General features: G+C 46.2%; 13 protein-coding genes. 8 read left to right on the forward strand and 5 right to left on the reverse strand.

The annotated features are described in order from the left end of the window. Window positions 1–65: 65 nt before the first annotated feature. From V7Q33_RS14280 to V7Q33_RS14290, 3 genes are read right to left on the reverse strand one after another with little or no spacing between them, the layout of a single operon-like run. Window positions 66–1,130, reverse strand: coding sequence for a hypothetical protein (locus tag V7Q33_RS14280; RefSeq protein WP_333820258.1), 1,065 nt, complete (start codon window positions 1,128–1,130; stop codon window positions 66–68). Between the two features lie 8 nt (window positions 1,131–1,138). Continuing rightward, window positions 1,139–1,780, reverse strand: a complete 642-nt coding sequence (locus V7Q33_RS14285; protein WP_333820259.1) for a hypothetical protein — start codon at window positions 1,778–1,780, stop codon at window positions 1,139–1,141. Further along, complete coding sequence (locus V7Q33_RS14290) at window positions 1,770–2,312, reverse strand: RNA polymerase sigma factor (RefSeq protein ID WP_333820260.1); 543 nt, start codon at window positions 2,310–2,312, stop codon at window positions 1,770–1,772. Before V7Q33_RS14290 ends, V7Q33_RS14285 begins: the two co-directional genes overlap by 11 nt. A gap of 187 nt (window positions 2,313–2,499) precedes the next feature. Here V7Q33_RS14290 and V7Q33_RS14295 point away from each other — a divergent pair, with 187 nt between their 5' ends. From V7Q33_RS14295 to V7Q33_RS14330, 8 genes are all read left to right on the forward strand, one after another. After that, window positions 2,500–4,500 carry a BatA domain-containing protein gene (locus tag V7Q33_RS14295; RefSeq protein ID WP_333820261.1) on the forward strand — a complete coding sequence of 667 codons (2,001 nt, stop codon included), beginning with the start codon at window positions 2,500–2,502 and terminating at the stop codon, window positions 4,498–4,500. 70 nt (window positions 4,501–4,570) lie between these two features. Then, window positions 4,571–5,830 carry a dihydroorotase gene (locus V7Q33_RS14300; RefSeq protein ID WP_333820262.1) on the forward strand — a complete coding sequence of 420 codons (1,260 nt, stop codon included), beginning with the start codon at window positions 4,571–4,573 and terminating at the stop codon, window positions 5,828–5,830. A 28-nt stretch (window positions 5,831–5,858) separates the two neighbouring features. After that, window positions 5,859–6,386, forward strand: coding sequence for a DUF4199 domain-containing protein (locus V7Q33_RS14305; RefSeq protein WP_331975569.1), 528 nt, complete (start codon window positions 5,859–5,861; stop codon window positions 6,384–6,386). A gap of 7 nt (window positions 6,387–6,393) precedes the next feature. Then, on the forward strand, window positions 6,394–6,921 hold the full coding sequence (locus V7Q33_RS14310; protein ID WP_331975567.1) for a DUF4199 domain-containing protein: 528 nt from the start codon (window positions 6,394–6,396) through the stop codon (window positions 6,919–6,921). 2 nt (window positions 6,922–6,923) lie between these two features. Continuing rightward, window positions 6,924–7,919, forward strand: coding sequence for a glycosyltransferase family 2 protein (locus tag V7Q33_RS14315; protein ID WP_331975565.1), 996 nt, complete (start codon window positions 6,924–6,926; stop codon window positions 7,917–7,919). A 29-nt stretch (window positions 7,920–7,948) separates the two neighbouring features. Beyond that, a complete protein-coding gene (locus V7Q33_RS14320; RefSeq protein WP_333820263.1) occupies window positions 7,949–8,926 on the forward strand; it encodes a glycosyltransferase in 978 nt (325 codons plus the stop codon). A gap of 81 nt (window positions 8,927–9,007) precedes the next feature. Continuing rightward, entirely contained in the window at window positions 9,008–10,264 is a 1,257-nt protein-coding gene (locus V7Q33_RS14325) for an OmpA family protein (protein ID WP_331975561.1), read from the forward strand. Window positions 10,265–10,414: 150 nt separating this feature from the next. Next, window positions 10,415–11,191 (forward strand): hypothetical protein, encoded by a 777-nt coding sequence (locus V7Q33_RS14330; protein WP_331975559.1) that lies wholly within the window; start codon window positions 10,415–10,417, stop codon window positions 11,189–11,191. Between the two features lie 261 nt (window positions 11,192–11,452). Here the strand turns inward: V7Q33_RS14330 and V7Q33_RS14335 are convergent, their stop codons facing one another. Beyond that, window positions 11,453–11,737 (reverse strand): GNAT family N-acetyltransferase, encoded by a 285-nt coding sequence (locus tag V7Q33_RS14335; protein WP_331975557.1) that lies wholly within the window; start codon window positions 11,735–11,737, stop codon window positions 11,453–11,455. Window positions 11,738–11,746: 9 nt separating this feature from the next. Continuing rightward, window positions 11,747–12,904, reverse strand: coding sequence for an MFS transporter (locus tag V7Q33_RS14340; protein WP_333820264.1), 1,158 nt, complete (start codon window positions 12,902–12,904; stop codon window positions 11,747–11,749). Window positions 12,905–12,965 lie beyond the last annotated feature (61 nt).

Raw genomic sequence — 12,965 nt, forward strand, 5'->3', positions numbered from 1 at the left:
CAGAAGTTAGCTCATAACCGATGCGGTTTAAAAAACCCTGGCACGTGTGCCAGGGTTCACCAATGTTAAAACGCGTAGTTGAGTTTAAGCCCGAATTGAAATTTCTTGAAGTCGTTGGTAAGGTAAAACTCAGGTATAATACTTAGACGTTTAATACCTAAATCCGAGTGTATAGAGAACCGGGCTGTTCTACCCTGAAAAAAATTCCCTTTGTCGTATACCAGTATGGCAGCACCCAAACCGCTCCATACAGGCCGGTCATTACGACTAACGTTTTTTCGATACGATACGCCAAGGAAGGAACTGATGTTGTTGGTGTAGCCTCCGCCTTCTGCATTGCGTTCCGGCAAGAACATAGCAGAATAGGTAAATTCCAGTTTTTGACTTCTTCGGTTAAAACGGTCGCTGAAGCTTAACCCGATGGCACCGGTAAGTTCCGGATATACCTTGTCGCGGAAGACACCCACGGCTGCACTGCCTGTGCCGTAGATCAGATCGTTGGGCTCCGTATGCTGTACCTTGCTATAGCTGATAACATTCCTTTGTAGAATGAACCGGGCTTTAAAACTTTTTCTTCCGATGTAATACGCCTTCGATTCCTCGTTCAACGCCGAAACGACTGGCTGGAAACTTTGCTGCGATAGTTGCTGCATACCTGATAAATCCGGTACATATATATAGACTTTGGCTATATCGGTTTGCAGGTATAGTTCGATGCCGGGAGGCAGAAGTTGTGTTATTTGCTTGTCGTGTACCAGCAGCTTTGTTTCAGCGGCACGCTCTTGAATGGTTATTTCTTTTTGATCGTCCGCTTTATAAAAAACATTTACTACCAGCGACCCTCCCCGGTTTTCCGGTAGACTTTTGGATAAATAGATGTAAAGCTCTTGCAGCGTAGTTGGAAAGTTTTCGATGAAAGATGCATGCTGTTGGTAGCGCTTCAATTCAAACACAACCACGGCTTCCTGTTCAGGAAACTCCACACGAACAGAGTCGGGAAAGAAATTAGGCTTTCGATTATGAAGGCGGTAAATATTGGAATGCCGCGTGCCGGGAGCATAGTTTACTCCTTGTGCATGCAGCTGATTCAGGAAAATGATAAAGAGAATGGTAACGACAGTATGTTTCATAGCGTAGGTTAGTTAATGCGGGCGATAACTAATTTATTTTCTTCTGATGGCTCGGCAGAGCGCTCGTTCTTTTCTGAATGGAAGAGCTTTACCTTGCGTTTCTTTTCCTGGCGGACAGCGACCGGTTGATCAGTTTGCTCCGGTATAATACCAATAATGGGTTTGATCTTTTTATTGTCTGCAGCCAATGTATTGGGCTCACTCGCTGTGCTTACCGCAGAGTCAACCGACACAACAACCGGTGTAATGGTTGGTACAGCATCCGTGATGTTGGTTGCAGTGGTGTCAGGTACTGGCGCTATATTTCCCTGTATAGCATTTTTTAGGGAGGCAGTGGCATACCGTTGGGCCGCTGGTTTCTCTGAGAATTCCTTTGGCATTTCCTGCGGTATCGGTGTTGTTGGTGTAATAGACGCAGTTGTTGATTGGCCATGCGAAACATCACGTTTCGATGTTAGGTGCCGATACGAGTATATACCCGTTACCATGATCAGTAAGCACGATGCAGCTGCAGCATAATAGATATAGCGTCTCGATCGCGAAGGTGTAATACTGAGGCGTTGCCACGTTGCTTCTTTCTGCCAATACACAGGCCGTTGCTCCGCCTCACGAATCTTCTGTTGAAATATTTTATCAATGTCATGTCCCATAATGATATCCCTCCCGGGTAAGCATTTTCTTTAGTAATGTTTTGGCTTTGAATAACTGCGACCGTGAAGTGTTTTCGTTTATCTGCAGGAGCGCTGCGATCTCGGCGTGATTGTATCCTTCAATCACCGACAGGTTAAAGACGGTGCGATAACCGGTAGGCAGTAGCAACACGAACTGGTAAACATCTTCGGCATCCATTTGGCCATACGGCTGCAGGTCAGGTTCCTGCAGTGTAGCGTCCAGGCTTTCGGTAAGGTTAAAGTTGTGTTTCTTTCGCAGCCACATCAGTGCTTCGTTCACCACAATCCTGCGCATCCATCCTTCTGTGCAACCTTCACCACGATAGACAAAACTGCCAATGCTGCTGAATACTTTGGCAAATGAGAGCATGATAACATCTTCCGCATCGGTATCGCTTTTTATATACCGGTAGGCCAGGCGATAGAGCCGGTCGGCATACCGGGCGTATAGTTGTTCCTGGGCACTGCGGCTGCCGCGCTGGCATTTTTTTATGAGCTCTTCTTCCGTCACGCTGGCGAGGTTTGTGGTTTTACGAATAGAAATGCCATCTTCGGCCCGGTCGTTGCCCGGGCCTATAACTTTTTCAGGATGCTGCGAGCGGTTCAGAAAGTTTTACCGGGCATGCACAACGGGCCGTTAGTCAAATTATAGACACTTGGGTGAAGGGATAACCGTTTTACTATTAACTTTATCGCTGATGAATTTTTTATATCCTTCTTTTTTATGGGCGCTGGGTGTGCTGGCAATCCCGATCATCATCCACCTTTTTAATTTTCGCAGAACTACCCGTATTTATTTTTCAAACAACCGCTTTCTCAGGCAGGTAAAGGAGGCTACTACTGCCAAGCGAAAGCTGAAGCATTATCTGATACTGGCATCACGGCTGTTGTTCCTGTTCTTCCTGGTAATCACCTTTTGCCAGCCGATTATTCCGGCCAAGAACCAGTTAACGGAACATCACACCATCATTCTATACCTCGACAATTCGCAGAGCATGTCGGCACAGATGGAAGATAAAGTGCGCGGCCTTGATGCCGGTGTTACATTCATCGGCAATATAGTATCGCTGTTTCCTCCTGATACCAGGTATAAACTGATCACGAACGATTTTGCTCCTTTCTCCAATTCATTTAAAACAAAGGCCGAAATAATAGACCTGCTTACGCAGATAAGGCTCTCACCGGTAAGTCGCACCATGCAGGAAATAGTTGATCGCATCCGGCAACAAGGTTCCGCCCAGGAGCGTGAGGTATTCTGGATCTCCGATTTTCAGAAATCTACCTTGGGTACTATTCCCGCTTCGCTCGACTCTGCTTCTCAATGGCATTTGGTGCCGATCCGGTTTGCCCCGATGTCAAACATCTTTGTTGACTCCGCCTATCTTGAAAATCCATTTGCGGCCCGTGGCGAAAAGAATGTGCTGCGCGTAAAAGTTCGTAACGATGGTCAGCGTGATATAGACCAGTTGAGCCTCAAGCTCTCCATTAATGGTATACAATCCGGAGCCGGTACGATTGATGTTCCGCAGCAAGGCATTGCCGAGACTACGTTTGACCTGGCCACCGGGCTTTCGGGTATGAACAAGGCTACCATCAGCTTCAATGATTTTCCGGTGAGCTTCGATAATGAATTTTACTTCGCGCTGAATTTTACCGATAAGATTCGCGTGGTGGAGATCAAAAAAGATAATCAGCCTTCGCCCGTAGAAAAAGTATACGGCAACAAGCAGGTGTTCAGCTATGCCGGTTTTGCTGTGAACAACTTTAACTATAATCTTTTAGCACAGGCTGACCTGGTGGTAGTGAATGGATTGAACACCGTTGATCCATCACTCACCGGAGCGCTCGTTGACTATATCAATAAAGGCGGAGCGTTGTTGTTAGTGCCGGGCACAGATCCGGATATAGCAAGTTTGAAAAACCTTACACAACTCCCCGGACTGCAGGCAGCTGCAAAAGCAGAGCCTATGGAGCTCGACCGACCTGATTTTTCGAATCCATTTTTTGAAAATGTATTTGAAGAAAAATCAGTTTCGCTGGCCATGCCGCGTGCTGCGCGGGCACTCGATTGGGGTGCCGATCGCTCGGCCATTCTTCGTCTTAAAAATGATTTGCCGTTCCTTTCCATGTTTAATCGCGGAGGCAAACTATATATACTGGCCAGTGCGTTTGAAAGTGCGTCTACAGATTTCTATCAGCATGCCTTGTTTGTTCCGGTCATGTACCGGATTGCCGCGAGTGCCCGAAGGAATGAAACCCGGCCGTATTATACCCTGCGCGAAAATCTGATCACGTTGCGCCTTGATAGCCTTCAGCCCGATGTGCCCCTTAAACTGGTAGGAGGAAGGGAGGAAATTATACCGGGCCAGCGCGCTGTGGGCGACCGGGTTTTTATAGAAATTCCAAAATTCTCGGTAGAACAGGGATTTTATGACATTGTATCACAGAGCGATACCGTTGGCTTGATTGCTTTTAACCTGGATAAAGACGAGTCGCTGATGGATCAGTATACCGGCGAAGAAGTAAAAGCCCAAGCCGGTGGTGGCGATAACATCAGCATTTTTACGGCTGCCTCTTCGAATGCTTTCAGCAACGAAATAAAGGAGCGATATTTGGGCACGCCATTATGGAAGTATGCCCTGCTGCTGGCGCTGCTCTTTCTGGTAACAGAAGTATTGCTGATCCGGTTTTTGAAGTAGCCGCAAGTTATCAGCCTTCCAGACTAGCAGCTGGTGGCTAGCAGCCAGAAGCTTTAATATCATTACCGGAATGAAGATTCTTATACAAAACGCTGAAATACTCGATCCCCAGTCTCCTTATCATCAGAAACAAAAAAATGTATTGATTAACAACGGCCGCATTGCCGAAATAGGCGATAAGAATTATTCGGCCGATAAAGTTATAAGGGCGGAAGGCATGCTGTTGTCGCCCGGGTGGTTTGATCTGGGCACATTTGTGGGCGACCCTGGCCTGGAGCACAAGGAAGATCTTGATTCCGTATCCAAAGCAGCTGCAGCTGGCGGGTTTACCGAAATTGCCGTGCTGCCCAACACAACACCATCTGTTCAGACTAAAAATGAAGTGAGCTACATTACCCGCGGCAACGATACCCGGCTGGTGGAGATACACGCACTGGCGGCTGTTACGCGCAATAATAAAGGCGAAGAACTTACCGAGATGATCGATCTGCAGGAAGCAGGAGCGGTAGCTTTTACCGATGGACTAAAGCCGATCTGGCATACGGATATATTTCTGAAAGCCCTGCAATACCTGCAGAAGTTTAATGGTCTGCTAATTGACCATCCGGAAGATATATGGCTTAACATGTTCGGGCAGATGCACGAAGGTGTTAACAGCACCATGCTGGGATTGAAGGGAATGCCCCGCATAGCAGAAGACATTATGATAGGTCGCAACCTCGAATTGTTAGGTTATGCCGGAGGGCGACTCCACATGGCACGCCTGTCGTCAGGAAAGGCGATTGATGTCATTCGCTCCGCCAAAAAGAAATGGAACGTTACCTGCGATATAGCAGTATACCAACCGTTGCTGGATGACACGATGCTGGCTGACTTCGATACAAACTATAAAGTAAATCCCCCGTTGCGTGAGAAGAGCGACAACGATGCGCTCATCAAAGGATTGAAAGACGGAACGATCGATGTGATCTGCTCCGGCCACGTGCCCCATGAAGACGAAAGTAAAGAACTGGAATTTGATCTGGCCGATTTCGGTATCACCAGCTTGCAGACATTCGGAGCTAATTTAGTGTCGCTGTCGAAAGCAGTGGAATGGAGCACGTTGATTGAGAAAGTAACCGTAGCGCCACGCAAACTGTTAAGCCTGGAGATACCTACTATAGAAACAGAAGCTAAAGCTAACCTGACGCTGTTTGATCCAAAGCGCACCTGGACGTTCGATGAGAAGAGCAATTTCTCCAAGGCCAAAAACTCACCGTGGTATGGCAAGGAAGTTACCGGTAAAGTGGTAGCTGTTTTTAACAATAACAAACACCGGATCGAAGATTGATCGGTTTTTCAATTGAGCAAGTATATACATGATGCGTTCTCCATTGTATAAGATATCGTTCCGCTACGGATTAGTGGCCGGAGTATTGTCGTTCGTTTTGCTCGTAGCTTTATACTACATGGGCCGCCATCCGTTCATGATCGCGCCTTACCTCGACTTCCGCATTTTACTGTTTGGTATATTTATATTCTTCAGCCTGAAGGAAGTGCGCGACTATTATCAGAATGGTGAATTATACTTCTGGCAGGGTATGATCGGGGGAGCGATTGTAGTGGTGCTGGCGGGGATGCTTTCGGCCGGTGGATTAATCGTGTTTGGAGCGCTTGAACCGGATTTTGTGGCTTCGTATGTGAAAAAGATGACTGCATATCTTCAAACATTTTCCAAGGAAGATATAGCGCGGATAGGGAATGAAGTTTTCGATCGTAATTTAAAAGCGTTGCCTGCGACTAACATCTATAAACTGGCGGAAACCTACTTTGCTCAGGGACTCGCCATTGGATTTTTTGTTAGTATAATTCTATCAGTAATTACCAGAAAACAACCTAAAAATTAAAACCTCTATGGAAGAAACAACAAACCTCCCTACAGTTCGCCAGGCCGGAATTCGCTATGGATTGATCGGCGGTGTCGTATCAATCGCGTTTTTTATTATCATGAACGTAACCGGAGACGTAACGGCATGGTACTGGAAGTGGATCGGCTATCTCATTACAGGTGTTCTTATTTTCCTGGCGCATAAGTATTACAAGGACAATGGCAATGGTTATATGGCTTACGGACAGGGCATTGGTATAGGCGTGTGGTTTGGTATCATATCGTCTGCCATATCCAGCGTTTTCAGTTATATATATATGAAGTTTATTGACTCCGGATTTGCAGATGCCATTAAGGAAAAGGCGATTTCAGATATGGAAGCTAAAAATATGTCTGAGGAGCAGATTGAACAGGCGATGAAATTTGCTTCGATGTTCATGTCTCCCGAAGCCATGTTTATTATGGGACTTATTTTCGGAATAATAGGCGCACTGATTATTGCTTTAATAGTTTCTATCTTTACGCAAAAGAAAAATCCAGAACCGACATTTTAAGCATGATACATCCGGAGATTTCCGTAATCATTCCGGCAAAAGACGAAGAGGAGTCAATCCCCGAGCTATGCCAGTGGATAAGCCGTGTGATGCAAGCACACGGCTTTTCGTATGAAGTAATTATTATTGATGATGGCAGCTCCGACAACACGTGGCAGCAGGTGACCAAAATCAATGAAGCAGACGAGCGCATTAAAGGCATTCGCTTCAACCGTAATTTTGGTAAGTCGGCTGCGTTGCAAACCGGCTTCCGTGCCGCTACCGGCAAGGTGGTGATCACCATGGATGCCGATTTGCAGGATAGTCCTGATGAAATACCCGAGCTCTATCGCATGATAACACAGGATGGTTATCATCTGGTATCGGGCTGGAAGAAAAAGCGTCACGACCCGATCTCGAAAACTGTTCCTTCCAAATTTTTCAACTACGTTACCCGCAAGCTCTCGGGCATCAAGCTGCATGATTTCAACTGTGGTTTGAAGGCGTACCAGGATACGGTAATAAAAAATATAACCGTATATGGAGAAATGCATCGCTATATACCAGTAATCGCCAAGTGGGCGGGCTTCACGAAAATAACCGAGAAAGTAGTAGAACACCGCGAGCGTAAATTCGGTACTACCAAGTTTGGCCTGGAGCGATTCATCAACGGTTTTCTCGATCTGCTCTCCATCACCTTCGTAAGTCGCTTCCGCCAAAAGCCGATGCACTTCTTCGGATCTCTCGGAACTATATCGTTTCTTGTAGGCTTTGTGTTTACCGTAAAGGTGATCTGGGATAAAATGGATGCGCTATATTTCTCGCGTATTCCCATCAAACGTGATATAACCGATCAGCCTTTGTTCTTTCTTGCGCTGGTAGCCATCGTTATTGGTGTGCAGCTTTTTGTTACTGGTTTCATGGCAGAGATGATTTCCATGCAATCTCTTTCCAAGCGCGATTACCTGGTAATTGAAAAGGTAGGGCTGGATATGAAAGAAAAAGTATCCGGCAGCTGATGGTATTTGTGAAGCAGATTTGTTGATTGATGCATCAGCCTACATACTCCGTTATTATACCCGTATACAATCGTCCACAGGAAGTAGATGAACTGCTGGAGAGTCTCACACATCAAACCCAGCGCGATTTTGAGGTGATTATTGTGGAAGATGGCTCCTCCATTCGCTGTGATGAAATTGTAGACCGGTATCGGCCCAATCTTTCCATTCAATATTTTTACAAGCCCAACACGGGCCCCGGCCCTACCCGCAATTTTGGTTATGCACATGCTTCCGGAAAATACCTGGTGGTATTTGATTCCGATTGTATTATTCCGCCAGCATACTTTGAAGCTGTAACCCGGGCGTTGACGGAGCAGCAGTGGGATGCTTGGGGTGGCCCGGACCGTGCGCATCAGAACTTCACACTGGTGCAGCGTGCTATGGGATATACTATGGCTTCCGTGCTCACCACAGGTGGTATACGCGGAGGTAAAAAACATGTGGGCTGGTTTCAGCCGCGAAGCTTTAACATGGGCATTTCGCGCAAAGTATACGAAGCAACACAAGGCTTTCGCTTCGATCGCTTTGCCGAAGATATAGAGTTTAGCATTCGTATGAAGAAAGCCGGCTTTAACGTGGGCCTCATCCAGGATGCATTTGTTTATCACAAGCGCAGAACCAACTTCAGTCAGTTCTATAAACAGGTATATAATTTCGGAAGAGGCAGAGCACTGGTAGGTAAAGTATATCCGGAAGAGATCAAGCTCACACACTGGTTTCCTACAGTGTTTGTTGCCGGTACATGTTTATTGTTTATACTCCCTTTCATAAACATCTCGTTAGCTGCGGTAGCATGGGGTGGTTGGATAGTGTATTTGGCAGCTATTTTTTTGCATAGCGTTATTCAAAATAAGAATCTTGCGGTAGGCATATTATCAGTGCCAGCCGCTGTTTTACAACTGTGGGGGTATGGTGTTGGCTTCTTTGCCGAGCGTGTAAAATCGACCTCAAAAAATAAAACCTGAATAAGTGGTTACGAATGTTGCGATCAGCGGAAAATTGGGAATTTTTAGATAATATTGTCTGCAAAACCTATTCATCCCTACATGAAGAATTTTACCGGCGTCTCACTCACCCTTATTTTCTCCGTTCTTGGTTTCTCATCATTTTGCCAATCTAAAGAGTTAGCGCCAGGCTATTATGTGGTAGTAGGAGCTTATGCGCCATCACGCGAAGCAGTAGCGCAGAACTATGTAAATAATCTGAAACTGAAAGGCATCTCTGCCGACTATGGTTACAACACTGGCAAGAATCTATATTTTGTATACCTGCAATATTTTACTACGCTGCGCGAAGCATTGAAAAGCATGTCTGCATCACGCAAACAAAGTGAATTTAAAGATGCCTGGGTACGTGTAGTGCCGGGAGATATAGGTGCAACAACTGCAGCGAAGACCACTGTTGAAACGAAAACCACAACAACCCATACGGCAAACTCCACGCAGACAACCTCCGGCACAACTGCTGCTGCAACGACAAACAATACCACAGCAACGACAGCAACCAATACCGATACGAGTACAGCACAACCCGCTGACAGTATAGAAGTGACCGAAAATCCTCCCATCGTTCAGCACGACCCAATGACACTTGGAAATACGGAAGTATTCCTGAGTCTTTATAATGCCCGTAATAACCGTATTGTAGAAGGCGAAGTACAGGTGATTGATACAGAACGTTCGCGCGTCATCACACGCGTGAAAGGGAACGAATACCTGATATTACCCGATCCAAAAAGTAAGTCCGGGCAGCTTACGCTGATCTGCGAAGCATTCGGCTATAGAAAAGTACAGCAGGAGATAAACTATCCGCTGCCGCTGGCCGATACAGTGAAACCCTATATTGACCTGATGGGAACAACCATCGTTGTGAACTTCGACCTGGTGCGTTATCATAAGGGTGATATTGTTACACTATACAATGTATATTTCTACAACGATGCAGCCATCATGCGGCCTGAGTCAGCCGTGGAGCTTAGCGGTCTGTTGCAGTTGATGGAGGAGAATCCGAAGTACAGGATACGCCTGCACGGGCACACCAATGGCAACTATCATGGCAAGGTTATTACGATGGGCCCAGACAAAAACTTCTTCTCGCTTGACGGCTCGAAGCAAGGACTTGGTTCTGCCAAAGATCTTTCGTACAACCGTGCTGAAGTGATCAAAGAATATCTCACCTCAAAAGGTATAGCGCCCAGCCGCATTGAATTGAAGGCCTGGGGAGGCAAGCGCCCTATATATGACAAACGTGGCCCGAATGCGCAGAAGAACGTGCGCGTGGAGGTAGAGATGCTGGAAGAATAATCGTTTAGATTCGATTGGAGCCCCGCTAAAGCCCTGCAAAGGGCTTTTAGCATTTATAGACATATTGGGGGATATATTAATCCGGTATATTAATTTTGTGTTCATGTGCTCCATACCGGATGCTCATGTTATAACCCATTCCCTGTTCGCATGAAGAAAGTATTACGAAGCTTCTTTCTGATCATTAATTATAAAACCATCATTGTTACTACGCTGTCCGTGATCTCCACGTATGGATGTTACCATGCCGGGCTTACCGCCAAGTTTCCGGATATGCTTGTAGGCGTTGCTATCGTTTTTCCGGTTGTGTTTTCCATTGGCTCGGCCTACAACAGGCGCGAGACAGCCCTGCAGCGATTCTCTGATTTTAAAGGGCACGCATTGGCTATATATTATGCCATGCGCGATTGGCCGGTAGATAAACAACACGATTTGCCGCAGCGTGTAAAGGTGGTAGTGGAAACAATGGTGATATTGATGAGAACCATGTTTACCACGAAGCAGGCACGTGCGATTGCCGGCAATGAGAAAAAGATATTTCAATACTTTTCACAGCTGTCTGCCATGATCATCGAACTGCGAAATTATGGTGTACAAAGCGGAGAGATATCGCGCATCAATCAGTACCTGAGCAAGATGATTATAGCGTATGATAACCTGCGGATTATTTATGCCTATCGTACACCCGTAACGTTGCGCGCCTATAGCAAAGTGTTCATCTATATATTTCCGATTATATACGGCCCATATTTTGCCAGCACGTTCAATGATTTCTCGGCAGACCTGGAATATGTAATGCCGGTATTATATAGTTTTATCCTGGTAAGCCTCGATAACATCCAGGATCACCTCGAACATCCTTTCGATGAAATAGGAGAAGATGATATTCACATCGATGAGAAAGAGCTTACAATGCACATGGAATAGAGAGCCGTTGTTGGTTATCCGTTAATCGTTACATGTTAATCGTGAAAAAATAAAAGCGTCCGGAAGACGGAAAGTCCGAAAGAGATTTACCGCTTTGCATTTCTCTTTGTGAAACTTTGCGCCTTCTTTGTGTTCCTTCGTGTAACTGGATTTTTTATTCCGATGAACATAACACAGAAAAAATATAAACCTTCATACTACCGAATTCCCTCCAGTAGCCAGCCGCCTTTCTTCTCAAAGCTCCCAGCTCAAAGCTCACAACTATTTATCCAACACATCCTCATACTCCTTCACTTTATCAAACACACTTTTGGCAAACGGACATAGTGGAAGGATCTTTAGCTTGTGCTGGCGTGCATATTCTACCGAAGCGGCTACCAGTTGCTTGCCTGCATTTTTGCCGCGTAGTGCTTCCGATACTTCGGTGTGATTGATGATGATGCGTGAGTCTCCTGCTTGGGTATAGATCATCTCTGCGAGGCGCTCTCCATTTTCTTCGATATAGAAAGCTCCTTTATGTCCGGATGCTTCGTGTTGAATTTGCATAAGTATATATTATGAATTTTGTTTATACCGAAAGGCCAGCACCGTCATGGCAGCAAAGAGGAATATAACGAAGGTCAGCGCTATGCGAAGTGTTTGCCAGTCGGCAATGAAACCGATTACCGGAGGGCCTATCAGAAAACCGCTATATCCTATGGTTGTAACCATCGCCAGTCCTACGCCAGGCGGAAGATCTTTGGTATGGCCAGATATACTATAGGCAATTGGCACAATGGTAGAAAGCCCTAGCCCTACGAGGAAGAATCCGGCTATGCCCGTCCACGGAGTAGCTATTGTTACAGCTATCGACAGGCCGATCGTGGCAATAAGGCCACCGGCCATAATCATTTTCTGATCGCCAAAAATAAAACGAAGTTTATCGCCCAATATTCTTCCAACAGTCATCGCGGTAGCGAATGCAGACAGTGCTATAGGAGCCACCGCTTTTTCGGATCGTGCTATATTTTCCATGAAGTTCACACTCCATTCAGACATAGCACCTTCTCCCAGCATACAGCAGAATGTAATGATACCAATGCTCAGCAATGCCTTGTTCGGCAATCGAAACAACGGCCCATCGTGTTTAAGCGATGGATCAGGCTTATCATAAATGAGGTTACGGCTGGCCCAGGCTGCTGCCATGAGCGAGGCAAAAACGACAATGCCAAAATGCTCAATCAACGCTGCGTGCAGGTCGGTAAACAATGCGCCGCACCAGGCACCCAGCGCCATACCAATACTGAAAAGTGCATGGAAAGAAGTCATGATAGGCCGCTTGTACTGCTTCTCCACCATCACTGCCTGTGCATTCATGGCAACGTCCAGCATGCCGGTAAATATTCCCATCACCAGGTATAGCGCCATAAGCGCAGGCACATTCGGCATATAGGGAAGGAGCGGCACTATGATACAATACATCAGCAACGAGAGCAGCGTAATCTTACGGCTTCCATTCTTGATGATAACCCATCCCGAAAATGGCATCGCGCTCACAGCACCCACCGACATTGCCAGCAGCACTATGCTGATGGTTCCATTATCTGCATGATATAATTCCTGTATGCGTGGCAACCGCGATAACCAGTTGGCCAACACGAAGCCATTGATAAAGAACGATATCTTTACCGCTACGCGATTGCGAAACAAGGTTGGTGAAATAGTCGCCTTCAAGATCGTCCGGGGTCTTCGCGAAGATCATGGTAAACTGTGAGTAAACAAAAAAACAAAGCCC

It is taken from the genome of Ohtaekwangia sp., from assembly GCF_036786105.1.
In the GTDB taxonomy this organism is placed as follows: domain Bacteria; phylum Bacteroidota; class Bacteroidia; order Cytophagales; family Cyclobacteriaceae; genus Ohtaekwangia.

What these genes read in the sequence shown, in the direction of transcription:
- V7Q33_RS14335 (WP_331975557.1), bottom strand. Translation starts at nt 11,737, where the DNA reads ATGCAAATTCAACACGAAGCATCCGGACATAAAGGAGCTTTCTATATC.
- V7Q33_RS14300 (WP_333820262.1), top strand. Translation starts at nt 4,571, where the DNA reads ATGAAGATTCTTATACAAAACGCTGAAATACTCGATCCCCAGTCTCCT.
- V7Q33_RS14315 (WP_331975565.1), top strand. Translation starts at nt 6,924, where the DNA reads ATGATACATCCGGAGATTTCCGTAATCATTCCGGCAAAAGACGAAGAG.
- V7Q33_RS14305 (WP_331975569.1), top strand. Translation starts at nt 5,859, where the DNA reads ATGATGCGTTCTCCATTGTATAAGATATCGTTCCGCTACGGATTAGTG.
- V7Q33_RS14285 (WP_333820259.1), bottom strand. Translation starts at nt 1,780, where the DNA reads ATGGGACATGACATTGATAAAATATTTCAACAGAAGATTCGTGAGGCG.
- V7Q33_RS14330 (WP_331975559.1), top strand. Translation starts at nt 10,415, where the DNA reads ATGAAGAAAGTATTACGAAGCTTCTTTCTGATCATTAATTATAAAACC.
- V7Q33_RS14280 (WP_333820258.1), bottom strand. Translation starts at nt 1,130, where the DNA reads ATGAAACATACTGTCGTTACCATTCTCTTTATCATTTTCCTGAATCAG.
- V7Q33_RS14320 (WP_333820263.1), top strand. Translation starts at nt 7,949, where the DNA reads ATGCATCAGCCTACATACTCCGTTATTATACCCGTATACAATCGTCCA.
- V7Q33_RS14325 (WP_331975561.1), top strand. Translation starts at nt 9,008, where the DNA reads ATGAAGAATTTTACCGGCGTCTCACTCACCCTTATTTTCTCCGTTCTT.
- V7Q33_RS14310 (WP_331975567.1), top strand. Translation starts at nt 6,394, where the DNA reads ATGGAAGAAACAACAAACCTCCCTACAGTTCGCCAGGCCGGAATTCGC.
- V7Q33_RS14295 (WP_333820261.1), top strand. Translation starts at nt 2,500, where the DNA reads ATGAATTTTTTATATCCTTCTTTTTTATGGGCGCTGGGTGTGCTGGCA.